The sequence below is a fragment of the Streptococcus sanguinis genome, assembly GCF_008329445.1.
Taxonomy (GTDB): domain Bacteria; phylum Bacillota; class Bacilli; order Lactobacillales; family Streptococcaceae; genus Streptococcus; species Streptococcus sanguinis_O.
In genome coordinates this window covers 336,037-359,863 of sequence record NZ_VIBR01000001.1, presented here as the reverse complement: position 1 = coordinate 359,863, position 23,827 = coordinate 336,037, and the positions used below count along the sequence as shown (strand labels likewise).

General features: G+C 40.6%; 24 protein-coding genes. 7 read left to right on the top strand and 17 right to left on the bottom strand.

What is annotated here, in order from left to right:
• Positions 1 to 13: 13 nt before the first annotated feature.
• From FKX92_RS01850 to FKX92_RS01830, 5 genes are all read right to left on the bottom strand, one after another.
• Complete coding sequence (locus FKX92_RS01850) at positions 14 to 859, bottom strand: DUF4300 family protein (protein ID WP_149565346.1); 846 nt, start codon at positions 857 to 859, stop codon at positions 14 to 16.
• A 34-nt stretch (positions 860 to 893) separates the two neighbouring features.
• Positions 894 to 1,436: a ClbS/DfsB family four-helix bundle protein gene (locus FKX92_RS01845; RefSeq protein ID WP_149565345.1), complete on the bottom strand. Its 543-nt coding sequence runs from the start codon at positions 1,434 to 1,436 to the stop codon at positions 894 to 896.
• 29 nt (positions 1,437 to 1,465) lie between these two features.
• Positions 1,466 to 1,876 carry a type II toxin-antitoxin system death-on-curing family toxin gene (locus FKX92_RS01840; RefSeq protein WP_149565344.1) on the bottom strand — a complete coding sequence of 137 codons (411 nt, stop codon included), beginning with the start codon at positions 1,874 to 1,876 and terminating at the stop codon, positions 1,466 to 1,468.
• Entirely contained in the window at positions 1,873 to 2,109 is a 237-nt protein-coding gene (locus FKX92_RS01835) for an AbrB/MazE/SpoVT family DNA-binding domain-containing protein (RefSeq protein ID WP_149565343.1), read from the bottom strand. The genes FKX92_RS01840 and FKX92_RS01835 overlap by 4 nt, the downstream gene beginning before the upstream one ends.
• Before the next feature lie 118 nt (positions 2,110 to 2,227).
• Positions 2,228 to 3,985, bottom strand: a complete 1,758-nt coding sequence (locus FKX92_RS01830) for a glycoside hydrolase family 13 protein (protein ID WP_187759361.1) — start codon at positions 3,983 to 3,985, stop codon at positions 2,228 to 2,230.
• Positions 3,986 to 4,323: 338 nt separating this feature from the next.
• On the opposite strand from FKX92_RS01830, the gene FKX92_RS01825 reads away from it, so the two are divergent.
• Genes FKX92_RS01825 through FKX92_RS01800 form a run of 7 tightly spaced genes read left to right on the top strand, consistent with a single transcriptional unit; the run spans position 4,324 to position 11,334 of the window.
• The gene (locus tag FKX92_RS01825) at positions 4,324 to 5,895 is read left to right on the top strand and encodes a helix-turn-helix domain-containing protein (protein WP_124765557.1); all 1,572 of its coding nucleotides are present in this window, start codon (positions 4,324 to 4,326) and stop codon (positions 5,893 to 5,895) included.
• Positions 5,882 to 6,253, top strand: coding sequence for a hypothetical protein (locus FKX92_RS12105; RefSeq protein ID WP_262405207.1), 372 nt, complete (start codon positions 5,882 to 5,884; stop codon positions 6,251 to 6,253). Before FKX92_RS01825 ends, FKX92_RS12105 begins: the two co-directional genes overlap by 14 nt.
• Positions 6,253 to 6,789: a GSCFA domain-containing protein gene (locus FKX92_RS12100; RefSeq protein WP_262405206.1), complete on the top strand. Its 537-nt coding sequence runs from the start codon at positions 6,253 to 6,255 to the stop codon at positions 6,787 to 6,789. The genes FKX92_RS12105 and FKX92_RS12100 overlap by 1 nt, the downstream gene beginning before the upstream one ends.
• Positions 6,770 to 7,855, top strand: coding sequence for a hypothetical protein (locus tag FKX92_RS01815; protein ID WP_125336920.1), 1,086 nt, complete (start codon positions 6,770 to 6,772; stop codon positions 7,853 to 7,855). Before FKX92_RS12100 ends, FKX92_RS01815 begins: the two co-directional genes overlap by 20 nt.
• The gene (locus tag FKX92_RS01810) at positions 7,855 to 9,057 is read left to right on the top strand and encodes an ATP-grasp domain-containing protein (protein WP_004186385.1); all 1,203 of its coding nucleotides are present in this window, start codon (positions 7,855 to 7,857) and stop codon (positions 9,055 to 9,057) included. Before FKX92_RS01815 ends, FKX92_RS01810 begins: the two co-directional genes overlap by 1 nt.
• A complete protein-coding gene (locus FKX92_RS01805; protein WP_004186384.1) occupies positions 9,057 to 10,172 on the top strand; it encodes a hypothetical protein in 1,116 nt (371 codons plus the stop codon). The genes FKX92_RS01810 and FKX92_RS01805 overlap by 1 nt, the downstream gene beginning before the upstream one ends.
• A complete protein-coding gene (locus tag FKX92_RS01800; RefSeq protein WP_004186382.1) occupies positions 10,156 to 11,334 on the top strand; it encodes an MFS transporter in 1,179 nt (392 codons plus the stop codon). Before FKX92_RS01805 ends, FKX92_RS01800 begins: the two co-directional genes overlap by 17 nt.
• Before the next feature lie 438 nt (positions 11,335 to 11,772).
• On the opposite strand, the gene rlmD is transcribed toward FKX92_RS01800, so the two are convergent.
• The 12 genes from rlmD to FKX92_RS01735 form a co-directional block, all read right to left on the bottom strand.
• Positions 11,773 to 13,131 carry a 23S rRNA (uracil(1939)-C(5))-methyltransferase RlmD gene (gene rlmD / locus FKX92_RS01795; protein WP_149565341.1) on the bottom strand — a complete coding sequence of 453 codons (1,359 nt, stop codon included), beginning with the start codon at positions 13,129 to 13,131 and terminating at the stop codon, positions 11,773 to 11,775.
• Positions 13,132 to 13,215: 84 nt separating this feature from the next.
• Positions 13,216 to 14,565 (bottom strand): LCP family protein, encoded by a 1,350-nt coding sequence (locus tag FKX92_RS01790; RefSeq protein WP_125336912.1) that lies wholly within the window; start codon positions 14,563 to 14,565, stop codon positions 13,216 to 13,218.
• A gap of 18 nt (positions 14,566 to 14,583) precedes the next feature.
• Positions 14,584 to 15,417, bottom strand: a complete 834-nt coding sequence (gene pheA / locus FKX92_RS01785) for a prephenate dehydratase (protein WP_149565340.1) — start codon at positions 15,415 to 15,417, stop codon at positions 14,584 to 14,586.
• Positions 15,414 to 15,890 carry a shikimate kinase gene (locus tag FKX92_RS01780; protein ID WP_149565339.1) on the bottom strand — a complete coding sequence of 159 codons (477 nt, stop codon included), beginning with the start codon at positions 15,888 to 15,890 and terminating at the stop codon, positions 15,414 to 15,416. The genes pheA and FKX92_RS01780 overlap by 4 nt, the downstream gene beginning before the upstream one ends.
• Positions 15,883 to 17,166, bottom strand: a complete 1,284-nt coding sequence (gene aroA, locus FKX92_RS01775) for a 3-phosphoshikimate 1-carboxyvinyltransferase (protein ID WP_149565338.1) — start codon at positions 17,164 to 17,166, stop codon at positions 15,883 to 15,885. The genes FKX92_RS01780 and aroA overlap by 8 nt, the downstream gene beginning before the upstream one ends.
• A gap of 132 nt (positions 17,167 to 17,298) precedes the next feature.
• Complete coding sequence (locus tag FKX92_RS01765) at positions 17,299 to 17,637, bottom strand: YlbF/YmcA family competence regulator (protein ID WP_002930910.1); 339 nt, start codon at positions 17,635 to 17,637, stop codon at positions 17,299 to 17,301.
• An 18-nt stretch (positions 17,638 to 17,655) separates the two neighbouring features.
• Positions 17,656 to 18,762: a prephenate dehydrogenase gene (locus FKX92_RS01760; protein ID WP_149565337.1), complete on the bottom strand. Its 1,107-nt coding sequence runs from the start codon at positions 18,760 to 18,762 to the stop codon at positions 17,656 to 17,658.
• A 15-nt stretch (positions 18,763 to 18,777) separates the two neighbouring features.
• Positions 18,778 to 19,944 (bottom strand): chorismate synthase, encoded by a 1,167-nt coding sequence (gene aroC, locus FKX92_RS01755; RefSeq protein WP_002912807.1) that lies wholly within the window; start codon positions 19,942 to 19,944, stop codon positions 18,778 to 18,780.
• Between the two features lie 90 nt (positions 19,945 to 20,034).
• Positions 20,035 to 21,102 carry a 3-dehydroquinate synthase gene (gene aroB / locus FKX92_RS01750; RefSeq protein WP_149565336.1) on the bottom strand — a complete coding sequence of 356 codons (1,068 nt, stop codon included), beginning with the start codon at positions 21,100 to 21,102 and terminating at the stop codon, positions 20,035 to 20,037.
• A 10-nt stretch (positions 21,103 to 21,112) separates the two neighbouring features.
• On the bottom strand, positions 21,113 to 21,967 hold the full coding sequence (locus FKX92_RS01745; protein ID WP_002912809.1) for a shikimate dehydrogenase: 855 nt from the start codon (positions 21,965 to 21,967) through the stop codon (positions 21,113 to 21,115).
• Positions 21,957 to 22,634, bottom strand: coding sequence for a type I 3-dehydroquinate dehydratase (gene aroD, locus FKX92_RS01740; RefSeq protein ID WP_002900029.1), 678 nt, complete (start codon positions 22,632 to 22,634; stop codon positions 21,957 to 21,959). The genes FKX92_RS01745 and aroD overlap by 11 nt, the downstream gene beginning before the upstream one ends.
• Complete coding sequence (locus FKX92_RS01735; RefSeq protein WP_002912810.1) at positions 22,631 to 23,794, bottom strand: class I SAM-dependent rRNA methyltransferase; 1,164 nt, start codon at positions 23,792 to 23,794, stop codon at positions 22,631 to 22,633. The genes aroD and FKX92_RS01735 overlap by 4 nt, the downstream gene beginning before the upstream one ends.
• Between the last annotated feature and the right edge of the window lie 33 nt (positions 23,795 to 23,827).

The following is a 23,827-nucleotide window of genomic DNA, read 5'->3' as shown; positions in this document are numbered from 1 at the left end:
TAACTGAAGCACACTACTTACCCTCTACCCACTTATCATTGTCCATGATAAAAGGTTTGGCCAGTCCTTCCCCTGTGTAGTCCTTATATTTTGTCTGCAAGTATTTGTAGACATCTTCCTTGGTCGCAAACTTGATTGCCTGATAAGGCTCTTCAAAGGTCAGCTTTTCGATAAATAAATAGCCATCTTTATCTGGAACCAAGACGCCAACATGCCCTACAAAGAGAGAATCACCATCAAGATTGTCGTGGACTATGACAGAAAGCATCCTCGCCTTTTCGCTAAACTTGAACTGTTTAAAGTATTCCTCCATCTTCTTAGCATGGACTTTTACATCTTGAGTCGCTTCAGTCTTGACTCTTGAAAACAGGATATTAAATTCTTCCTTATCCTTGGCATCAAAGAGCTTGCCCTTGTCAATCGAATCATTATCTATGAACAAGAGTTCGTCATCTTTTTCTATTTGAGGGATGTCGATGCTATTTTTCAGCAGAGTGTAAGTATTAATCCGACAATTTGTCCCTATAAAATCGCCCTTTTTTGCCTGCCACAGAGGATTGATTTTTTCTACATCATATTCGGTTTTGGTAAATTTAGTGAAATCGCCCGTTAATCCAGTAGAGCCGACAAGTCCATTGTAGTCATTGACTAGATTGACAAAGTTATCGACACTGTCTTTATCCAAGTCGGCAGCCAACAAATTCTTGACTTCTTCGACACTTTTTTTACTGTTTAGATTTGAATAAGTCGATGTAGTTTGACTTGTTTCTTTATTTTTCTGCGAACTAGCACATGCCACCAGCCCAAAAGTCAAAGCTAGGAAGGCGCAGGACATGATTATTTTACTATATTTTTTCATATTTTATTCTTCTCCACTACTCGTATTCAATTAACTATTTTAATTTACAATTTTTCTGATGAGCCTTCAACTTTTTTATGGCCCAGTCATAATGGCTGGAGGTAGCACTTACAAAATAGGAACCTAGTACAGTCCCTCCGACCCATTTATAGACATTTTTTGAAAACAATTCTTCGTTTGTAAATGTGTCTGCCAAGTCCAAAACATCTTGATGGGACTGATGAAAGATCTCAGTTGCCTCTTCAAGAGAAGTATTCTGATGTTTCTTCCAAAATTCCAGATTCAGCTCACCATAGGTCCTCCAGTTATAGGGTGCAGGAAGAAAGGGCTGCTCTTGCCCTTTTTGATTGGAATGCACCCAATTCAACAAGAGCAGATGCCATTCATAGAGGTGAATCAAAACATCTCTTAGATTTTTATCTCGTCTCCAATTGGCCTCTTTCTTCTTTTCATCCCGAGAAAAATCAAAGGGCGTATTTAACTCTTGATCAGACAATTTGGAAATGAGAGTTTGTAACTTCTCAAAGTTTTCCTTAGCAACTAGCATCAAATCTTCTTTAGTTTTCGGTCTAGGCATAAGATTGCACTCCTTTGCATAGTTAAAGCTTAATCGTTATCATTAGGAAACGAATGTTCAGAAACCCATTTTGAGTAGCTTTTTAAATTTTGCTCCGATAGTGATTCAACCTTTATTCTTACACACATTTCAACTGCTTCCTCAAGCGTAACAGAAAAATGATAACCGTTTAATCGTAAAAATTTTACTAAAACATAAAAAGCCGTTCGTTTATTAGCACTAGCAAAAACATGCTTTTTTATCAATTGAACTAATAAAATTGTTGCCTTATCAAAAATCGATGGATAAAGAGGTTTCCCAAAAACAAATTGTTCAGGTAAGTTCACAATCATATTTAGTGCTGATGGACTAATCATCTTGATCTGTTCTTTCGGAGAATAGCGCTGAATAACTAAAGTATTAATCTTTTCAATTTGAATTTCTGTTAAATAGACTGTCATTTTTCTACCAAAGCTTTAAAAATATCATCGTATTCATCAAAAATATTATCTAAATCCAATTCAAAAGATTCGTCAGAAATATAAGTAACCTGATTTTCAGCCTTTTCCGGAGTAAAGACAATTTCGCCACTCGGTAACAATTTAGCATCGTAATGCACGCCACTCGGAATATTAAATTCACTTGGAATCGTTATTGTTATAGAATTCCCTTGTTTTCTAGTTTTTACTGCCATCTTGCTTCCTCCTTAGGGATATTATAACAGATAATTACAGTAATTACAAAATAGAATAATCTTTCGACTTATCTTATTTAGAATACATCATGGAACTAAGATATTAGCTAAACACATCTCAAATGCAAGACTCATCACAATAAACTACAAATCCCTTTGGTAAGATGACAACTTGCTGGTTATCAGTTTGACAATGACTCACCAAATCAGCTGAATCTCTGTCTAAAAGATAATTCTCTGTAGACTGATTAAAAATGGCTCTGATTGCTTGATTATCAAGTTGCCATTCTAAAGCCAGCACATTAGGCTTGATTTCTTCTAGGGTAAATTTTCCATACTGAATAATGCCCGCAACATCCTTGCGAAGCTGAATTAAGTTCTTCATAAAATTGAGCATGTCATTGCTACTTGAAACCCGGTCCCAAGGCATGACCCGTCTACAATCCGGGTCCATACCTCCACCCAATTCTAACTCGGTTCCGTAATAGATACAAGGAGTTCCTCTTTGTAAAAAGAGAAAGGCGAGTGCAGATTTGACAAGCTGGATATCTCCTTGAGCTGTCGTCAAGATGCGCTCTGTATCGTGCGAATCCAAGAGATTAAACATGACCTCAGAAATCTGCTGCTTGTAATACATAGACTGGCAGTTAATCTCAGCTATGAATTGACTGGTCTTCTTGCTCCTACTCAAAAAGTAGTCCTTGATACTATCGGATAGAGGATAGTTCATGACAGCATGAAATTCATCACCATTTAGCCAAGGCTGAGAGGTATGCCAAACTTCTCCAAGAATATAAAGGTCAGGCTTTTTGGCCAAAACAGACTTACGAAAATCTCGCCAGAATTGATGATCAACCTCATTGGCCACATCCAGCCGCCAAGCATCAATATCAAAATGTTCAACCCAATAAATCGCAACTCTTAAGAGATAGTCTTTCACCTCAGGATTTGCCGTGTTTAACTTAGGCATATAGCTAGCAAAAGCAAAGGTATGATAAGGCAGTTCTTTTGGATTCATAAGCTTGTCACTCGTCACTGGGAACTTTTGAATGTGGAACCAGTCTTTGTAAGCTGACTTTTCACCATGCTTGAGAACATCCTGCCATTGAGCGGATTGATCGCCAATATGATTGAAAACCGCATCCAGCATCACCTTCATGCCACGCAGGTGAGCTTGCTCCACCAGTTGACGGAAAGTCTCCTTGTCGCCAAAGTGTCGATCAATTTCAAAGTAATCTGTCGTATTGTACTTGTGATTGCTTGGCGATTCAAAGATGGGACAGAGGTAAAGCCCTGTAATCCCTAGGTCTTGTAAGTAATCCAGATGATCAATAATTCCTTGTAAATCCCCACCAAAGAAATCCGTAGTCTTAGGACTGATAGACGAATCCCAATCTAGAGCTCCTTCTGGTGTAAATTCAGCATTTCCATTGGCAAATCGTTCTGGGAAAATCTGATACCAGACCGTTTTTGAAACCCAGTCAGGAACCTGGCAACCATCAATTTCGTGAATATAAGGGAGTTTAAATCTGTTGCCCTCTAAAGCAAGGTTTTCTGGACTATTGTCAGTGAAACCTTTATCTCCATACAAGACGCTTTGGCCTTCTTTATCTCTCAGCTCAAAGAAATATTGGAGCCGAGCAAAATCAACCGACACTGCTACTTGCCAATAATCAAATAGAGCATCTGAGATGATCTTGACCATCTCTTTCGTATCTTCATAAGAATCCTCAAGAAAGATAAAGGGATCCCCATAGTGCAAAAGGATTTTCTCTATATCCTCTTTCTTAGTCCTAATTCTGATATGCACTTGACCTTCTTTATAAAGATAGGCATACTCCGACTCCGGTCTGTGATAAATAGCTGTTAATTCCATACTTTTCAACTCCTAGATTTCTTTTTTTAAATTCATCGTAATTCTATGCAAACGATTCCATAATCTAGCCCTAGTATACTATTTTAAAAAAAGGATTGCAAGCCATTGTTCAAGTTTGGGAATAAAAGGTATAGCAGAGAATATTAAAAAGAGACCAATCTATTACATTGCTTAACTAAATCTAAATCCTCTAATTTTACAACACCCAATTTTGGCTATTTTATATCTTTCATAAGAAAAATATATGACACAAATTGTTGCATAAAAATTCTTGAATTTAACAAAATATTTAGTAAAATATTATTCAAACATTGACATATACTTGAAAGGTGGATTATATGATTGGGAATTTCTTAAAACAAAAACGACTAGCTATGGGACTAACTCAAGACTTTGTAGCCAAACAACTCAATATAAGTAGGCAGGCAATCTCTAACTGGGAAAACGGATCTCGCGATATCAATATTAGAGATCTCATAGCCTATGCTAAAATCTTGGAAATTTCCTTCGAAGATTTGGAGGTCCATGTAAATCGCATAGATGGCAATAGTAATCAAGATACCCCAAAAGCATCTAGGCGTAGACTACCGACCCACTTTAATATGGAAATCTCTAAAACAAACCGTATTAGACCTACTAAGCATATAAAAATAGAAGGGGATAAAGTTGTTGGAGTACATATTCTGTTAACGAGTTTATTCTTTCACGGAAAACAACTTACAATTAACAACTGTCCCACTGCCCTAGATTTCCTTAATATTCTTTATGAGTTTGGAAATAATGAGTGGGTTGAGTCCACTACTAATAAAGATTCAATTAAACTGATACCTCAAAAAAATCCTTATGACATTACAACTCTAAACAGGATTAGTCGTGCCAGTATTGGAATCATATCGTCTCTAACATACAAATTTCACCAGCTTTTATTTACGTTCCCTGGAGGAGATAATTTTTGTTTTCGTCCTATTGACTTACACTTGGATATACTATCAATAATAGCAAATTATCAGTACGATAACATAGGTAAGCTATTCTATTCTGAAAAAAATGATTTTCTCAATAAAAATGTCTCTTTCAACTGTTATGCAAATGGTAGTAAGAGTGTAGGAGCTTTCTTTAATGCCATCAGCCTAGCTTATGTTTACCCAAATGAAATAACTATTAATGGAATTTCTCCAGATCCAACTATTTCTTATTTAGTTGATTTACTTAAGAAGTCTACTAATCGTAAAGTAAAATATCTAACACCAAATAAAATTAGCATCTCTAAAGTAGACACAATTGAAATATCAAGTGCTGAACTGACTCTTCCACCAGATATGAGCATGTTAGTTTCTTATGTTTTATTGTTCTGGGATTCTCTGAATGATATTATTTTTGACAATGTATCAATAAATGATATTCCAGAAAGTTATTTAAATCTTTTCTATAAATTAGGGCTCTCGGTTCAAGAAAACAACAACACGATTAGATTTACTAAGAAATCTGAAATTGATTACGAGTATTTCGAATTTTTACGTTTAGGTGGTGCACCATTTATCACTACTGATTTAGGCCCAATTATTTCTGAATTTCTGGCATCTTATAATGTTCCGTCCATTATATTTGACGAAGTATTTATAAATAGATTTAGTCATGTATCTGAACTAAAAAAATTAGGCATCAACCTTAAAGTATTAGATAATGGAGCTTTAAAAACTCTCCCTCGAACTAACCTGCCATTAGAAAAAACTAATAAATTTGACCTCAAAGATATTCGTGCAGGAATGGCTATTCTTATGGGGATTAATCAAACCAATATTAGTTCAGCAACTTTATACAACTTTGATCAAGTCCTTCGGGGCTTTGGTAATATTAATGATGTATTGAAAGAATTAGGGTACGAAGGAGTTCTTCATGGAAAAGCTTAATTTTTATTCAGAGAAAAAATCAGAACTGTTTTTAAAGTCTACATTCAAAAGCATATGTTTTCTAGGTGCCTGTACCGCTCATAATTTAGCATCCGGAATTGAGTATTTTTCGAATTACAATATTACAACATATGCCCCCTACCAAACTATATTCAATGCTCCATCCCTCTTAAAAGATTTAGAAATTGTGAGTCATAGTTTAAAACATAAGGTAATTATTGATAGTCAACTAAAATTGTTCACTGATGAAATTAGATTTTGGAATACTTCTAATAATGTCAATGAAGTTATTGAAATAATGTCAATGAAGTTATTGAAAAAAATAAACAAATTGACGAAGAGGTTGTTAAAAACATAGTGAACAGTGATTTAGTTGTAGTTTCCTTGGGATCTGTGGAAATGTGGAAAAAGTCAAACCGAGTTCTAAATAAACTTCCAAAAGATCAGTTTTATAATACTGAAATAGTAAACGTATATTTAACAGCAGAAGATCTTGTATCTATTGCACAGGACATAATTAAATGTATTCATTCTATCAATCCGTCTTCATCAATTCAATTTTCTATCCCCTATGTTCTCCTAAAAGCATCAGAAAAGTTTTCTAATCTGCACCTAGCTACCACAGAAAACTATAGAATAATGAAAAATGCTATTATGGAACTTGGTACAGAATACTATTTCCCAGAATACGAACTCTTTAAATTCTATATTGAAAAAAATAAAATTAACTTTCAACAAGATAAACGACACCCTTCTGTTGAGTTAATTGCGGACGTTTCAAAGCATATTGTCCGTGAAATTGATAAAAGTTTATTGAGTAAAACACCTAGCGAAAGATTTTCAATCAATAAAGTCAACACAAGAGGAAAGATCTATGGAAAAGATTACTTATAAAGATGAATTGTTAGTTGCTTTTAATGCCCAGGTACTTCCTGAATCGGATCTAATCAGAGGCGACAAGAATTTGTTTACTTTTTCACCAATTCAAGATGAACTGGATAAATTCAAGCAAGAAATTAAGGGGATTTATTATAAAGAGCAAACTTGCTTTAGGCAAGTATATCCAGCAAATTTAATCAATCCCCTTTCCACTCCTTGTCAACCTTTAATCAGTATTTTCTCATTTCAAGAAACAAATTTTAAAAAAATTATCAATACATTTATTACTACTTTCCTCGGTAAGTATATCAATAAAAATGATATCTATGTCATCATCCCTGATATTCCAGATATTCGACAACAGTTTTCTACAATAACGGATAATATAATACCGATTGAAAAACAAAGACTGCATTGTAATATACCATTGAACGGTGAGCATTTTTATATTAAAATTTGTGTGAAATACTATGATGGTTTAGTAACTTTGATGAACTTTGTATTAGTTAATTATCTCCAAGGAAATAGTTCACAACTAGATAGCGTCTTCTTTCCATTGCGGTTAGATATGGTTAAAGAGAATGTAAAATCTATTTACGAAAGCAGTAACTATCACAAGTATTACAAAAAAATATTTGAAATTGTACAGAATCATGAATTAACACATTTTTATGTAAGTCAGTTTGATGCTCTTTCTACATTGATGGATAAAATAGGAAAATCAAGTAGCCATAAACATGGATACGTTCTAAAAAAATTAGCAAGAGAAATTTTTCTTGAGTCTGATTGCAACGATATTCCTTTGAGTACCCTTCTTGAAATATATCCTCAATTGAAAGATGAACTCACAAAAATGTATTCAGATTATTCATCAAATATTAACAGAGCAATGAATAAAATTCAAAAGAGTAAGGTTGAAATATCAGCAAAATATGCCTATGAAACACTAGGGCTTCCTTATAAGCTTTACCAATCTAAAATTGATAATAGTTATAAGATTCCTGAGTTACCAAGTAATTTTGCCTACTATAGAGAAGCCTCAAAAAACATCCATCAAAACCCAATAGAAAGTTATAAATAATGAAAAATATTCTAATTCTACACCCGTACCGAGAAAATTATACGGAAATTTATAAATGGCTTCCTTCGACTCATCAATTCACAATTCTCACTGATGAGTCGAAACTAAGCTCATTTGAACAATCTCGCCTAGCTAATGTAAGTATAATCTCTACGACTGATTATCAGAATAATTGTAAATCAAAAGCTCGAGAAGTATTACAGTTAGAAAAATTTGATGCTATTGTAGCGCTTGATGAGTTTGATATTACCACTGCTGCTGAGCTAAGAGAAGAATTCAACATTGAGGGACAATCTGTAGCTGAAGCTGAGGTGTTTCGTGATAAAAATTTAATGACGAAAAGAGTAAAAGAACTTGGATACACTGTTCCAGGAACTCAAAAAATTTCTACTTTTGCAGAATTACAAGATTTTTATAATGTTCACAAAAACATCATCCTTAAACCTCTTAGTGGAGCTGGATCGGTCGACACTTTTCATATAAAATCTAAATCTGAACTCGAACTAGCTGCCAACATTGCTCTTAAAAATGGAGAGGAAGTGCTAGTTCAGGAATACATCAATAGCAATATTTATCACATTGATGGCTTTCTTGACAATGGAAAGGTAGTATATTGTGAACCTTCTCTATACATCTACAATCCTTTATTAATTAAAGAGGGGATCTCTGCTGCAGCTGTATCACTAGACCATGATTCATTAGATTACACTAGACTAGTAGAGTATGCTTCTACATTAGCTAGTCAGCTATACCCCGGCGGGACTTTTCTATTTCATTTAGAAGTATTCTACAACTCAAAGGAAATTACTTTTTTAGAAATTGCTTGTCGAATGGGAGGAGCAAGAATCAGACAAAACATTGAGTTGAAATTGACACATAATCCTCTCCAACTATTAGTTTACGGTATCTGTGGTGAGCAGCTTCCCACACTACCAACAGAATTTCCTGTAACTGGGTGGCTTCTGACTGCAAAAAGGAAGGGTGTAATCACTCAGCTCCCAACTCTCACTGATGAGTTGAAACGTAAGTATTCTATTTTTGATTATATTGAGTATACAAAAGTAGGAAACACAGTAAATGACGCATTTCATAGTGCTGATGCAATAATCGGAATTTCAGTTAGTGGAAAGGATTTTGTCACTACAAAAAACACTCTTTTAAATGCCGAAACATGGCTAATTAAAAATACGAGGTATGAATAATGAAATATTTTATCTACCGTTTTAATCCCTCTACCATAGGAATCAAGGCTGACAGTAATTTAAGTGTTATATGTCCTGAACGCTTAAAAGATAATTACTTAGAACTTAATTTTCCTTCAACTAATATTAGTACCATCAAAGACTTTGATTTACCAGAACTATTGCAGCTCTTTGAGAGTCGAAATGATATCAGCGACATCTTCACACTTGACGAAGGTCTCATGCACATCACAGGAATATTAAAATCTTTGTTTACTGACCATAATCAAGCTTGGAAGATCGCTTACGCTTATAAAGATAAAAAAATTATGCGGCAAACTCTAGCAGGGAAAATCAACCAGCCTGCTCTGCTAGATAATGATGATCAATTGCCAGACCAATTTATGATTAAACCACGCTGCGAAGCTTCGGGCAAAGATATTCATATTGTATCTGAAGTTCCTGATTATTATTCTACTAAAGATTATATTCTTGAGACTGTTGAATCATTTGATACGATGTTTACATGCGATGGGATTGCAGTCAATGGAAAAATCGAATACTTCTTCACTCATGAATACATTGGAAATATTTTAGATATTAAAAAAAATTATTTTAATATTATTAGAACGAATTCATTTTACAATAATGAGCAGTTCATTGAACGACTAAAGAACGAAACTCAATGTGTTCTAGATAATTTGGGTACAGAGGAAGTTCATCCATTCCATGCTGAATTTTTTTATCAAGCAGATACAGATCGACTAAGTTTCTGTGAGATTGGTAAAAGATTTGGTGGAGGTAATATACCTCTACTTGTTAAACAGGCTTTTAAATTTGATTTACTTGCTACATATTGGAAGTTAATAAATGGTAACTTAGAAAAAAATAATTATAATGAAAAACCGCAATTTATTGCTTTAACATTAGCAATATTCCAAAGCGGTCAAAAACAACTCCCTCCCACTCTCCCTATTACATTTGATTACTATAGAGAATATCCAGAAAAAGAATCTATATCTGCAACTTCTTTAGATGACTTAAGATTTCTAATCACATTTACTCTAAAATCTCAACAAGAATTCACTCATGTTTTTGAACTATTGAAGGGATACTTACATGAACAAAGAAAATAAGAATATTCTCCTTTTATTAATAAGGGGACAAACAACTCACTTCGGGAATATTATTTTTGATTATGCAAATAAGTTACTTATTGCTAATCTTGCTGTAAACTCTTCATTTTTTATGATGATTTATTTATCCAGTGAATCAGTTATTCAGTTATTTCTTAATTTATTTACTGGGCATTTTGCTGATTTCAATAATCGAAAACGTATACTTATCCTGACAGATCTAATTGCCGGAGCAGTAACTTTTCTGCTATTCCTATTTTATAATCCTGATAACATCTGGGCATTTGTGATTGTAAATATCATATTAGCAATTTTATTTAGCTTTAATCGTCCAACCTATAAAGCAATCGTTAGAGATTTATTATCTAGCGAAGGAATTCACAAATACAATTCAATATCTAAAATACTTGCAGAAGTTGTTGCCGTAAGTGCTCCTATCTTCTCCGTATTTGTAATTCAGGAATTCGGCTTCAAATATGGTATGCTCATTAATTCCATCTCATTCTTTATCTCCGCAATATGTGAGCACTACTTCCATATCCTAAAAGTAAATAAAGCCAATAATACTTCGTTTTTATCGGGAATAGCAGATGGTTTCAAATATGTGGTAAACGATAAAGCACTCCTCATTATTCTTGTTGCCAGTGCTGTATTAAACTTCCTAGACGCTATTTATTCATTTTACCTTCCATTCACATCCTCTTTTTCAGGATATAAAAATATATACGCCTACATACTTATAGCTCAATCTATAGGTAGTATAGGGGGAGCTTTAATAGCTGGAGTATATAAGAAAACACTAAAACCTGAACAATTTTTCCATCTTCTATTACCAGGTGCAGGAGCTTTATTTCTCATTGGATTTGCTAGTTCTTCACAATTGTTAGTGTTAGTTCTATTTGGAATTTTCACTTCTAGTGTAACTCTTTTCAATGTTAATTTGATGTCCCATCTTCAAATTACAGTTAATTCAGAATTTCTCGGAAGAGTTTTTAGTATTATTTTTACTATCAGTGGGATATTTGTTCCTTTCGGAAGTTTTGTAGCATCTGTGATTGATATGAAGAATTGGAATATTTTCCAATATATTGGTCTTGGTCAATTTGTTATTTATATACTTTGCCTAATAATTTTCATTCAAATTAAAAAGCCAAATACTTAATTCGTTGAATGAATGAAAACAAGAGCTGAGTTACCTTCAATTAAAACTTTCTTTATTTATGTTTGGTAATTACATCTCCATCACCAGTCTATGGAAATAAATTTTCTACACCTACTTCAAAAAATAGTATAAAAGCAACCACCTCAACTTAAGTGGTTGCTTTTATACTTACCCACTAAGACCAAAAAGCCACTGTTATCAGTGACTTCATAAAGCCTTTCGCTAAAAGATTCTCACTCCTTCACCAGCAGAGCTACACACTCAGCGGTTCGGACTTACCGTATCATTTCGTCGGTTTCCCTCCTCATTCTACGAGTCCTATCCCATGGGCGGAGCATCTACTTCTACTTCGCTGATACCTCAGCTCGTACAAGCAGTGATACCGTCTCAACATGATGCGTTTGCGGAACTCAAAAGGTTTGGGGAACCTTTTGAGGATTAGCTTCGTTTCACTAACAAGCTTACACACTCAACATGATGCGTCTGCGGAAATAAGTCCACCGGTTGGACTTTCTTCAATTCATAGCCCAGTTCTTGATAGAGCTTAATATCACGCGCCATGGTGGCGACATTGCAGGAGATATAAGTGATTTTCTTGGGCTCCATGCTGACGCTGGCTTTGATGAAGCTCTCGGTCAGTCCTTTTCGTGGTGGATCGACTAGGATGACATCCGCTTGGATGCCCTCTTTCAGCCAGTTTTGGATGGCTTCTTCAGCAGGAGCACAGACATAGCTGGCATTGGCAATGCCGTTGATTTCTGCATTCTTTCGGCTATTTTCGACCGCTTCTGGGATCACTTCCACACCATAGACTTCCTTGACATGCTTCGCGACAGAGAGCCCAATCGTTCCGATACCCGAGTAGGCATCAAGCACCACATCATCTGCAGTCAGCTCGGAAAAATCAAGGGCTGTCTGATAGAGCTTTTCTGCCATTTCGGTATTGACTTGGTAAAAGGCCGGCGCAGCAATCTGGAAGTCATTTCCCAGCATCTGGTCGGTAATGTAGTCTTGACCATATAGCGTTCGCCAGTCTTTTCCGAAAATCGCATTTCCGGGCTGGTCATTGATATTCTGCATGATGGACTTGATAGCTGGGAAAGCCTCTGTCAAGCACTCCATCAGTTGCTCTACTCGGAAAATTTTAGGTCGGGTTGTGACCAGAATTACCATGATTTCCCCTGAATAATGGCCACGGCGAACAACTAGATTGCGAATGAGTCCTGTCTTTTCCTGCTCATCGTAAGGTTTGAGGTCAAAACGACGTAGCAAGTTGCGTGTAAAGAGGATAACCTGGTCAATGACTGGGTCCTGAATATAGAAATCTTCAATCGGCAGGAGGTCATGGGAATTTTTCCGGAAAAATCCTGTTTCCAGCTGGCCATTGACACGGCGGACAGGCACTTGAGCCTTATTACGGTAGCCCAGCGGCTGCTCCATACCAAGTGTCGGCAGCACTTCAACATCGGACAAACCAGCAATCTTATAGAGACTGTCCTTGACCTGCTTGCGTTTGAAGTCCAGCTGGGCTGAATAGTTCAGATGCCCCAAGTCAGCAATCCCTGTACGCAGATAAGCCATATCAAGATTTTCATTGCGCTGGTCTGAGGTACGGAGAAATTCCTCCACCTTGCCAAAGCCGATTTTTTTGTTGACCTTGAGCACACGCATGCGGATGAGTTCACCCGGCAGGGCATTTTCTACAAAGAAAACCAGACCTTCTGCCTTGGCAACTCCAGCTCCCTCGTGGCTCAAATCCACGATTTCAACTTCAATCATATCATTCTTTTTTAACATATTTTTCTCTTTCTGCTTTATCGCTCTGCCATTTCCCAAAAGAAAAGGCGGAACATCGTCCTACCTTTCATTATATCATATATCTTATCTGAGACCCATTTGCTGCAGTCTTTCTTTATAGGCTTCAAAGTCAATCAATAGCCCTTGGCCGCCGTACATGTCATAGGTATCAACCCAGTCGCCATTTTCCGGAATCGTCAGGCGCTCAACTCCATTGCGGGAATCTCCAGCCATAGAGAGACCATTGGTCAAAAGGAAGCTGTAAGGCACATTGGTCGAAGTCAAGGCAAAGACCTTACCCAGAGCCTCTGATCCGGTAAAGAGCTTGGTCGGATCCTTGACCTGCTGGAAAACAGCTGTTAATACTTCCTGCTGGCGGCGGGTCCGGCCAAAGTCGCCCTCATCATCCTTACGGAAGCGAGCGTAGTTGAGCAAGGTTCGACCGTCCATCTGCTGCTGACCAACCTTGATTGTTTGATTGGGTACCACACCGTCTTTCATATTCAGGTCATCTGGCACTTCAACTTCTGTCACTTTCTCCCCATCGATCGTTGAGAACTGGGCATTCATGCTGACGCCATTTGGGAAAAGGGTGTCAATAGCTGTCGCAAAGGTCTGGAAATCCACCAGTGCATAATATTTAATGTCCAAATCGAAATTATCTTTGAGCATCTGGCGGACATAGTCTGCACCACGGTTGTGATTTTGCTCCCCAATCGTATAGGCAGAATTGAGCTTTTGGTCATAATAATCTGCCTGCGAAGGGTCCGTGTACTCATTGCTGACGCCGTCAATGTGAATAAGGGTATCACGCATAAAGCTGACCAATTTCACCTTGTGGTCCTTATTACCAACATTCAAGACCATAATGGAGTCAGTCCGCGTCTCAGTCGAGTCGTCACCAACCCGGCCATCTGTTCCGAGAATGAGGATATTCACTCCGTCCTTAGTATCCTTGCCGTCAAAGAATTCCGTTTCTGCTGGCTTAGAATTGCCATTATGAGCTGTCGTCAAGCCTTTGACAAACATGAAAATCATGCCACCCAAGACCATCAGTAGGAAAATCCCTGCCCAAAGCAGAATCCGTTTCAAGCGGATTTTTTTGCGAGGTTTCTTAGGCTTGTCTTGTCCCAGACCAGCTCCTGCCAGAGCTTCCGGCTCCTTCTTTTGCTTTCTGCTGCGAGAAGAACGCTCAGGGTACTTGGGCAAGAGGCCAGAAGAATCCATTTCCACTGACTCTTGCTCATAGGCGTCACTAACTGTATGCGGCTGCTCGTCATGGTCCGGCACACTGGCTGAACTGCCAATCCCCTTGGACTTCTGACGCAGATAGTCAAATTCTTTCTTTTCTTTATCGTTTAGATAATAATAATTTTTATAGAGATAATCTAAGCGGAGCCGTTCATGATGGCTAAGATTTTCTGGTTTCTTCATCTCTTCTCCAATCTACCGCTACCGGTCCTCAATCAGAAACACACTGTAGCTACCAAAAATTTTATAAGTAATTCCAAGACTTGTCAACTCTTGATAGGCAAAATCCGCCAATTTTTTCTGCTCGTTGTCAATGTCAATAATGAAAAAATACTCTCCCAGAGCCGTTTTTAGAGGCCGGCTCTCAATCTTGGTCAAGTCAATCCCACGCCAAGCAAAGGTCGACAAAGCCTTATAGAGGGCACCAGGCAGATTGTCCGGCAAGGTCAAGGCCAATGTCTGCTTGTCTCCTGTCTTGGTCAGTCGAAGCTCAGGAACCTCATGACCCAGAATCCAGAAGCGGGTATAATTTTCTTCCATTTCCTGAATGTCGCTGGCCGCTACTTTGAGCCCGTACTCTGCTGCAGCCGTGCGCGGGGCAATAGCCGCAAAATTCTTTTCAGGATGCTCTGCTACAAAACGAGCTGCATAAGCCGTACTAGCTGTCACCTCAATGGCAGCTTGCGGATAATGCTGACGGATGTATTTCTTTCCTTGGGCAATAGCCTGCGGATGAGAAAATATCTTCTCAATTGGCTTCTCCAAATCCATCACCAAGAGCTGCTGCTTGATGGGCTGAACAATCTCAGCCACCGCCTGAATATCTGCTTGATGAAAGAGATAGTCCAGCGTCTCATGGACACTGCCCTCGATGGAATTTTCCACCGGAACGACCGAGTAATCCACTTCCCTAGCCTCATAAGCCTTCATGACATCGGTGATATTCTGATAGGGCACCAAGTCCTCGCTGGGAAAGGCAGCTTGGGCTACATGGTGAGAAAAGGAGCCTCTAGGACCTAAAAATGCTATTTTCATTGAATTTCCTCAATAATTTCTTGCGGGCTTTTGAGCCTCGTATCGACAATCTGGGTCGCTACTTCCTCGTACCAAGCCTGACGCTGCTCAAAAATCTGCTGCAAGTCTGATTTGTTCTGATTTAAGAATAAAGGCCGCTCCTGCTCTTCATCCTGCCGAATTCGCTGATAAAGCGTTTCAAAATCAGCTTTCAGATAGATATTGTCAGCATTCTGAGTCAGTAATTTGCGATTTTCAGGGCTGACAACTACACCGCCGCCAGTTGAGACGACTAAGTTCGTATCGATCAACTCAGCCAAGAGCTGGGCTTCTGCAGTCCGAAAGGCTGCTTCACCATGCTGGTCAAAATAGTCCTTGATAGACATGCCCAGCCGCTGGCAGAGCAGTTCATCCATATCGACAAAGTCTTGGGCTAAGCCTCGGGCCACTGTGGATTTTCCAGCTCCCATAAAGCCCAGCAATATCTTAGCCATGCATCAAGCCCTCCAAGTCGCTGAAGAAGCTTGGATAGCTGGTCTTAATGGCTTCAGATCGCTCAAGTTCTACCTGACCACTTTGAGCCAACAAAGCAGCAATAGCTGTCATCATCCCAATACGATGGTCACCAAAGGTATTGACTTGAGCACCATGAAGAGGTGTTTTCCCTTCGATAATCATGCCGTCTTCCGTCGGGGTAATAGCTGCGCCCATGCTATTGAGAGCGTCTGCCACTACCTGGATCCGGTCGGTTTCTTTGACCTTGAGCTCCTCTGCATCACGAATGACAGTCCGTCCCTGAGCCTGAGTCGCCAGAAGCGCAATAATCGGCAACTCATCAATCAAGCGTGGGATAATCTCGCCGCCAATCTCAGTGCCCTTAAGCTCAGAAGTCTCAACGGTGATGGTTGCAGACTTGGCTACTGGATCGACATCTGACAGCGTCATCCGTCCGCCCATAGCCTCTATCACTTCTAGAATCCCTGTACGAGTTTCATTGATGCCGACATTCTCTAAAACAATCTTAGAGTCCGGCACAATCAGTCCAGCTACCAGCCAAAAAGCCGCACTGGAAATGTCACCTGGGACCGTCACTTCCTGAGCAGTGAATTCCTGACCGCCCTGAATGCGAATTTCCTTGCCCTTGACCTCAATCTGCCCACCAAACTGGGCAATCATATCTTCCGTATGATTACGGGTGATTTCCTTTTCTATAATAACCGACTCTCCCTGAGCCTGCAAGGCAGCAAAAATCAAGGCCGACTTAACCTGAGCAGAAGCCACTGGCAACTGATAATGAATAGGCTGGAGTTCCCTGCTGCCCTTCATCTTGAGCGGTGGTAAATCACGCTCGGTACGACCAGCAATCTCTACTCCCATCTGCCGCAGAGGAATGGTCACCCGATCCATAGGACGCTTGGATAGACTGTCGTCACCAAACATCTCCGCTTCGAAATCCTGGCCAGCCAAAACACCAGAAATCAAACGGATAGACGTTCCAGAATTGCCCATATCCAGCTTATTTTTCGGTGCTTGAAGACCTTCAAATCCTACACCATGAATCTTGACTAGATTTCCATCGTCCTCAATCTGCACACCTAAGTCACGAAAAACCTGCATGGTAGACAGCACATCTTCCCCTCGCAGAATGTCACGAACAGTAGTAACTCCCTTGGCCAAACTGCCAAAAATAATGGAACGGTGGCTGATAGATTTATCTCCAGGTACGCGGATACGGCCCTTCAGGCCTCTTACATTGGTTGATAATTTCATAGATGACCTCGTACTTTCCTTTGTTGCTTCTTATTTTATCATAAAAAGACCAGAAATTCTTAAAATTTCTGGAATCCTAGCTAAAGCAAAAAGAATCCGGGTATTCAGCCTAGACTCCTCTTTTTTATTAGCTTACTTAAGCAAATCCTGCACCGGATCAAAGATAATACGCTCGATATCCGCCAGATAGATGGATAGTTGCTGCTGCTTATTGAAGAATTCAGAAAGAACAGCATTGCCCTGAATCTTCTCGCCAAAGGAAGTCATCTTGTCTTGCACCTCCTGAGTCGGTACCTGACCAGTCTGAGCCAGCTGTTGCAACTCCTGCTGGAAAGCCAGATAATCCTCAAAAATAGCCTTCGCTTCGCTATCAGCATCCACTGCTTTCTTACTTTCTGCAACTGCCTTGTACTCAGGTAAATCACGCAGATTTCTGCTCAGTTCATTGGCTAAATCATAAATATTTGACATAGAGTTCTCCAATCTATATTAGTCTACGGATACTTGGTAGTCCGTATTTTCTCTTACTATTGTAGCAGATTTTTCCAAATCTTGACGATTTTTAAAGGTGATTTGCAGAATACCGTTGATATCTTCTCGGTTTTCCTCGTTGATCAGGATATTAACGACCGAAATTCCGCGCAGAAGCTCCAGAATGCCCAAAATCGCATCTTCTTCGTCAGGCACCTCAATAAAGAGGTCGTAAAAGCTGTCCACACCAGCTCGTTTATGAATTTCCATCTGCTTGCGGCTTTGCCGTCCTCGGTCGAAAAATTCCCAGATAGCTGTCTCGTCCTTGGCCTCAATCGCTGCAGCCACCTTATCTAACTGATCTTTAAAATCTTCCAGCCGCTCCAAGATAGCTTGAGGATTTGTCAAGAGAATAGAGGTCCACATTCCTGGCTCGCTCTCCGCAATCCGTGTCATATCTCGAAAACCACCGGCTGCAAAAGACTGGGTCAGTTCATGCTCTTGGCTATAAGCTGCTGCTTGCTCCATAAGACTGGAGGCTAGGATATGCGGAAAATGACTGATTTGACTGGTCACTCGATCGTGCTCAGCTGCATCCACCTGGATAAAACGGGCATGAAGACCACTCAGCAAGTCTTTCATTTCCTCAAGCGTACTAGGCTTGGTCAGGCTAGAGGGGGTGAAGATATAATAGGCATTTTCAAAGAGAGTGACATGAGCAGCCTTGGCTCCGGTCTTGTGACTTCCGGCCATAGGGTGAGCACCGACAAAACGGACGGGCTTATTCTGAAGATACTTTTCTGCAGCTGCCACAATCTCAGCCTTGGTTGAGCCAGCATCTGAGATGATAACATTTTCCTTCAGGTCCAGCTCCGCTAGATCTTTGATAAATGCTATGGTCTGCTTGATGGGCACAGCCAGAATAATCACATCAGCCAATGGAGCAAAGGCGGCAAAATCATCCGTTACCCGGTCTACCATTCCTCGCTCCAGGGCAACCTGTCTTGATTCTTCACTTCTGTTATAGCCGAGAATTTCAATCTCAGGATGAGCTCGCCTGATGCCCAGAGCCAAAGAAGCTCCAATCAGTCCCAGACCTGCGATATAGACTGTTTTTCTCTCCATGCCCACTCCTTTCTTCTAAAAGTTCTTGACAAATTCCCGATGGCGGGCTACTGCATCCTTTAGTTCTTCCAGATTGTCCGAAGAAAACTTCTCCAAGACTTCGGTGGCTAAAACTGTTGCCACCACGCTTTCCATGACAACACCCGCCGCTGGCAGAGCCGTCGGATCGCTCCGCTCCACTGTCGCCTTATAAGGCTCGTGGGTCTCAATATCCACGCTCATCAGTGGCTTGTAAAGGGTTGGAATAGGCTTCATAACCCCGCGCACCACGATTGGCTGACCATTGGTCATACCACCCTCAAAGCCGCCTAGATTATTGGTTCTGCGAGTGAAGCCATCTTCCTCAGACCAGAGGATTTCATCCATGACTTGACTGCCCTTGAGACGGCCAGCTTCAAAGCCCACGCCAAACTCGACTCCCTTGAAAGCGTTGATGGACACGACTCCCTGAGCAATCTTGGCATCCAGCTTCTTGTCCCATTGGACATAGGATCCCAGACCGACCGGAACACCTCCAACGATAGTCTCAATGACACCACCGATGGTATCCCCGTCTTTCTTAATCTGGTCAATGTAGGCCTTGATTTCTTCTTCGCGCTCGGGATTGACAATGGAAACCTCTGACTGGGCAGCTCTTTCCTTGATTTCTGCTACAGTTAGATTATTCGGTATATCAATATCAATGCCACCAAATGTTACGATATGACTGGCCACCTCTACACCAATTTCTTCCAGCAAACGCTTGGCTACCGCTCCGACTGCTACACGCATGGTCGTTTCGCGGGCAGAAGAACGCTCAAGTGAATTTCGCAAATCGTCAAAGCGGTATTTCATACCACCGACCAAATCCGCATGGCCAGGGCGTGGTTTGGTAATCTTGCGCAGCCCTTTTTTCTTTTCATCCACATCTGCCACGCTCATAATCTCCAGCCATTTCTGATGATCCAGATTTGTAACATTGAGGGTAATCGGCCCCCCCATGGTCAAGCCATGCCGAACCCCAGATGTAATCTCGACTTGGTCGCTTTCAATCTTCATGCGGGCACCGCGGCCGTAACCACCCTGGCGGAGCTTGAGCTCAGCATTGATATAATCAGCGGTCAGAGGAAGACCAGCCGGCACCCCCTCAATAATAGCTGTCAGACGTGGTCCGTGGGATTCTCCTGCTGTTAAGTATCTCATACATTTTCTCCTATTTCTGGGATGGAAAGATATGGACAACCTGTCTATTTTTATCCAAACTGTCCAATCGTCTTAAACTCCATCTGGCACTTATTTCTTCAGAAATTCTTTCATCTCTTCCAGCGGAATCTGGTGAATGCTAGCCGAACCCAGCTCAGGCACCAGTACTAGCTTGATAGAGTTGCCTCTAGCCTTCTTATCATGGGTCAGTGCCTGATAGAGAGCATTTTCATCCCAAGGCTGGTAATCCACCGGCAAGCCAAACTTCTGACACATGCGGATAATGTCTTCTGTGATTCCGGCTGGCATGAGGCCTTTCTTTTCAGCGACACGAGAAACCTGTACCATGCCAATCGCCACTGCTTCACCGTGCATGACCTTGCCATAGCCCGCTGTTGCTTCAATAGCGTGCCCAATAGTATGACCGAAATTCAGATAGAGGCGGACGCCATTATCCAGCTCGTCCTCGACCACAATCTTACGCTTGACATCGCAGGAATGGTAGATGATGCTTTCAGCATGCTCCAAAATCGACTCAGGGCTGCCATCCATTTCCGAAAGCTCATCCCAGAGTTCCTTATCCTCAATCAAGCCGTATTTTACTACCTCACCCATACCTTCAATCAGTTCACGTTGCCCTAAAGTCTGCAAGACTTGAGGGTCAATCAGAACTCCGTCAGGCTGGGTAAAGGTGCCGACCATATTCTTGGCCCAAGGTGTATTGACACCTGTCTTACCACCGATAGAGGAGTCCACTTGAGCTGTCAGACTGGTCGGAATCTGCACGAAATGCACACCCCGCATGTAGGTCGAAGCGGCAAAGCCCGCCAAATCACCGACGACTCCGCCACCCAAGGCTACGATACCATCACTGCGGGTCAGACCAACCTTGACCAAAAACTCATAGACTTTGTTGACGGTCTTTAAGTTCTTGCTGGCTTCACCCTCTAAAAAGTCAAAGACAAAGGCCTCAAACCCAGCCGCTTCCAAGCTCAGCTTGACCTTTTCCGCATAGAGTCTAGCCACTCGATTGTCCGTGACGATAACTACCTTTTGAGGCTGCCAAAGCTGACTTAGCCAACTTCCAGCCTGAGATAAAGACCCCTTTTTGATGAGAATATCATAGGGATGATGCGGGAGATTCACATTCAGTTTCATAAGCGCCTCCTTATTTATACAATTCTTCTAAACATTGCCAAATTTCCTGACTGGGCATGGTCTTGCCGGTCCAAAACTCAAAGGCTTCTGCTCCCTGATAGAGCAGCATACCAAGTCCATTGACCGCTGTGACATTTTGATTTCTGGCCCATTTGAGAAAGGGCGTTTCAAAAGGTTGGTAGATAACATCTGCAACTAAAATCTGGCTAGGCAGTTCAAGCTGTTCAGGCAGGGGCATGCTGATGCCATCCATGCCTAGACTGGTTCCATTTACCAGAAGGTCTGATTGATTGATTTTATCCTGCAAGCTATCCGCATCTTCCAAGGTTAGTACCTGGATACGACACTTGGTTTGGCAACTGATAGCTTCCATTTTGCTGACAATCTTCTCATAGGAAGCTTGCCGAGTAAAGACAAAAATTTCCTCTGCATTGTCCAAAGCTGCTTGAGCAATAATCGCTGTCGCTGCTCCACCTGCTCCCAAAATCATCATTTTTTTGCCCCGAATAGCAAAAGAAGGCAAGCTCTTAAAAAATCCCTTGCCATCTGTGTTATAACCAACTAAAATTCCATTTTTATTCACAACGGTATTGACTGCTCCGATAAGGCGGGCACTGACATCCAGCTCGTCCAGATAAGGGATCACTTCCTGCTTGTAGGGCATGGAAAGATTGACACCAAACATATCGTATCTGCGGATATTTTCTATACTGGCCTGCAGATCCTTCACTTCTACTTCCCAAGCTAGATAGACACCATTGACACCAGTCTTTTCAAAAGCCATATTGTGAATAAGAGGAGAAATACTGTGCTTAATTGGCTTGGCAACCACAGCAGCCATGCGGGTGTGGCCATTAATTCTCATTCAAAATCTCCTGAATTTTCTTCATATTGCTCAGAGAAATCTGACCGGGTGCTGACGCCATATCCTGACTGGCAAATGACCAGCTGGAACCTGTCAAATCAGCCGCAATGCGTGAAATCTTGCCGACTTTTCCCATGGAAATGGTGACAAAATCCTGCTCAGGATTCAAAGTCTTGAAACCGCGAGTATAGTTCATCAAGTCCAGCACATCCTGCTCATTGTGAGCCATGACAGAAACCTTGACAACCTTAGGGGTCAGAGAAGTCAACTCAGACAGGATTTCCATCATATTTTCAGGCGTTTCCTCGAAGTTATGGTAGCTCAGCACTAGATTAGGAAACTCAAGCATTTCTTCAAATTTCCCCTTGTGAGAGAAATATTCAAAGTCGATATAATCCGGCTGGTAAAAACCTGCTACTTCCTTGATGAGAGCTACGTATTCATCATCGGACAGTTCGATTTCTCCGCCTTCCTGACGGGTCCGCAGCGTGAAAATCAATTCACGTCCGGCAAATTTTTCAAAAATAGCTGGCGCAACATTTAAAATATCATCCTTGGCCAGAAAATCTGCCCGCCATTCAATAATATCCGCTTCTTCGTAGCGTGATACATCAATTTCTTGAGCTTCTTCTAAACTCTTGGGCATTACAGAAACGACTAATTTCATTGGTCCACCTTTATTGTAAATACCTTGAGGTAATTACTGCTCCCGTCTTTTTTATTATAGACAAAGTCTGCTGGCAGGCCATACTCCGCAAGATAGCGGTGCTTTCTGCCGGCAAGGCCTTTTTCAATTTCTTGTTTAAACTTACTTTTGGAAAGATTGGCTGCATTGGTACTTAAAATCATGATTCCCTGAGGATTCAGGATTTCCAAAGCTTGTGCAACCAAACGATGATAATCTTTAGCAACCGAGAATGTCCGCTTCTTATTTCTAGCAAAGCTAGGCGGATCTATCACAATGACATCAAAACTTAGATCGTGACGCTTAGCGTACTTGAAATAATCAAAGACATCCATCACCTGAAAGCGATGCTGATCCAGTGTCAGACCGTTGGCCAGAAAATGAGCTTCAGACAGCTCACGGCTTCGCTTGGCCAAATCAACTGATACTGTCTGACTGGCACCGCCAATGGCTGCTGCCACTGAAAAAGCAGCTGTATAGGAAAACATATTGAGTAAACTTTTACCAGCAGCCAGACCATCTACCAGACTGGCACGCACATCGTGCTGATCCAGAAAGATACCGGTCATGAGACCATCATTCAGAAAAACCTGATAGCGAACACCGTTCTCCAAGACTGTGAAGGTTTCCGGCGCTTCCGCTCCGTAGAGATGGGCCGATTCATAGTCCAAACCCTTGAAACGAATCTTTTCATAAACTCCCTGAATCTCTGGGAAAACCTTAGCGAAGGCTGTCAGAATCCGCTCCTTGATAGCAAAGACAAAGTCATTGTACCAAGAAAAAAGCGCAAAGTCATTGTAGAAATCCACCGTGAAGCCACCGAAGCCATCCCCCTCTTGATTAAAGAGTCGAAAAGCTGTCGTGTCAGCCGAATGGAAATAAGTAGAACGTCTGCTCTTAGCCTGCTCAAAGAGAGTTTGAAAAAAATCCAAGTTCAGCTCTACCTTCTTCTGGGAAATCAGCCAGCCTACTCCCTTATTCTGCGGAGAGAGATAGGCTGTGCCTAAGAACTTTCCCTGACGGTTTTGCAGCTCCACACATTGATTTTGAAGCGAAAGAGCAGAAAAATCCTTTTTATCTAATAAAAGAATGCCCTTTCTCAGTTTTTCTTCTACCTGTTGAGTAACAGTAAGTTTATTCATAAATTATATTATACCAAAGATTGTGAAAATTCT

Excerpts from the sequence above, each read along its gene's own strand:
- FKX92_RS01780 (WP_149565339.1), bottom strand. The coding sequence starts at position 15,890 with ATGGCTAAGATATTGCTGGGCTTTATGGGAGCTGGAAAATCCACAGTG.
- FKX92_RS01835 (WP_149565343.1), bottom strand. The coding sequence starts at position 2,109 with ATGGCAGTAAAAACTAGAAAACAAGGGAATTCTATAACAATAACGATT.
- FKX92_RS12105 (WP_262405207.1), top strand. The coding sequence starts at position 5,882 with ATGGAAAAGCTTAATTTTTATTCAGAGAAAAAATCAGAACTGTTTTTA.
- FKX92_RS01850 (WP_149565346.1), bottom strand. The coding sequence starts at position 859 with ATGAAAAAATATAGTAAAATAATCATGTCCTGCGCCTTCCTAGCTTTG.
- FKX92_RS01815 (WP_125336920.1), top strand. The coding sequence starts at position 6,770 with ATGGAAAAGATTACTTATAAAGATGAATTGTTAGTTGCTTTTAATGCC.
- FKX92_RS01735 (WP_002912810.1), bottom strand. The coding sequence starts at position 23,794 with ATGAATAAACTTACTGTTACTCAACAGGTAGAAGAAAAACTGAGAAAG.
- aroD (WP_002900029.1), bottom strand. The coding sequence starts at position 22,634 with ATGAAATTAGTCGTTTCTGTAATGCCCAAGAGTTTAGAAGAAGCTCAA.
- FKX92_RS01765 (WP_002930910.1), bottom strand. The coding sequence starts at position 17,637 with ATGTCAAATATTTATGATTTAGCCAATGAACTGAGCAGAAATCTGCGT.
- FKX92_RS01805 (WP_004186384.1), top strand. The coding sequence starts at position 9,057 with ATGAAATATTTTATCTACCGTTTTAATCCCTCTACCATAGGAATCAAG.
- FKX92_RS01745 (WP_002912809.1), bottom strand. The coding sequence starts at position 21,967 with ATGAGAATTAATGGCCACACCCGCATGGCTGCTGTGGTTGCCAAGCCA.
- FKX92_RS01800 (WP_004186382.1), top strand. The coding sequence starts at position 10,156 with ATGAACAAAGAAAATAAGAATATTCTCCTTTTATTAATAAGGGGACAA.
- FKX92_RS01810 (WP_004186385.1), top strand. The coding sequence starts at position 7,855 with ATGAAAAATATTCTAATTCTACACCCGTACCGAGAAAATTATACGGAA.
- FKX92_RS01825 (WP_124765557.1), top strand. The coding sequence starts at position 4,324 with ATGATTGGGAATTTCTTAAAACAAAAACGACTAGCTATGGGACTAACT.
- aroB (WP_149565336.1), bottom strand. The coding sequence starts at position 21,102 with ATGAAACTGAATGTGAATCTCCCGCATCATCCCTATGATATTCTCATC.
- aroA (WP_149565338.1), bottom strand. The coding sequence starts at position 17,166 with ATGAAATTATCAACCAATGTAAGAGGCCTGAAGGGCCGTATCCGCGTA.
- aroC (WP_002912807.1), bottom strand. The coding sequence starts at position 19,944 with ATGAGATACTTAACAGCAGGAGAATCCCACGGACCACGTCTGACAGCT.
- FKX92_RS01790 (WP_125336912.1), bottom strand. The coding sequence starts at position 14,565 with ATGAAGAAACCAGAAAATCTTAGCCATCATGAACGGCTCCGCTTAGAT.
- FKX92_RS01760 (WP_149565337.1), bottom strand. The coding sequence starts at position 18,762 with ATGGAGAGAAAAACAGTCTATATCGCAGGTCTGGGACTGATTGGAGCT.
- FKX92_RS01830 (WP_187759361.1), bottom strand. The coding sequence starts at position 3,985 with ATGGAATTAACAGCTATTTATCACAGACCGGAGTCGGAGTATGCCTAT.
- FKX92_RS01845 (WP_149565345.1), bottom strand. The coding sequence starts at position 1,436 with ATGCCTAGACCGAAAACTAAAGAAGATTTGATGCTAGTTGCTAAGGAA.
- FKX92_RS01840 (WP_149565344.1), bottom strand. The coding sequence starts at position 1,876 with ATGACAGTCTATTTAACAGAAATTCAAATTGAAAAGATTAATACTTTA.
- rlmD (WP_149565341.1), bottom strand. The coding sequence starts at position 13,131 with ATGTTAAAAAAGAATGATATGATTGAAGTTGAAATCGTGGATTTGAGC.
- pheA (WP_149565340.1), bottom strand. The coding sequence starts at position 15,417 with ATGAAAATAGCATTTTTAGGTCCTAGAGGCTCCTTTTCTCACCATGTA.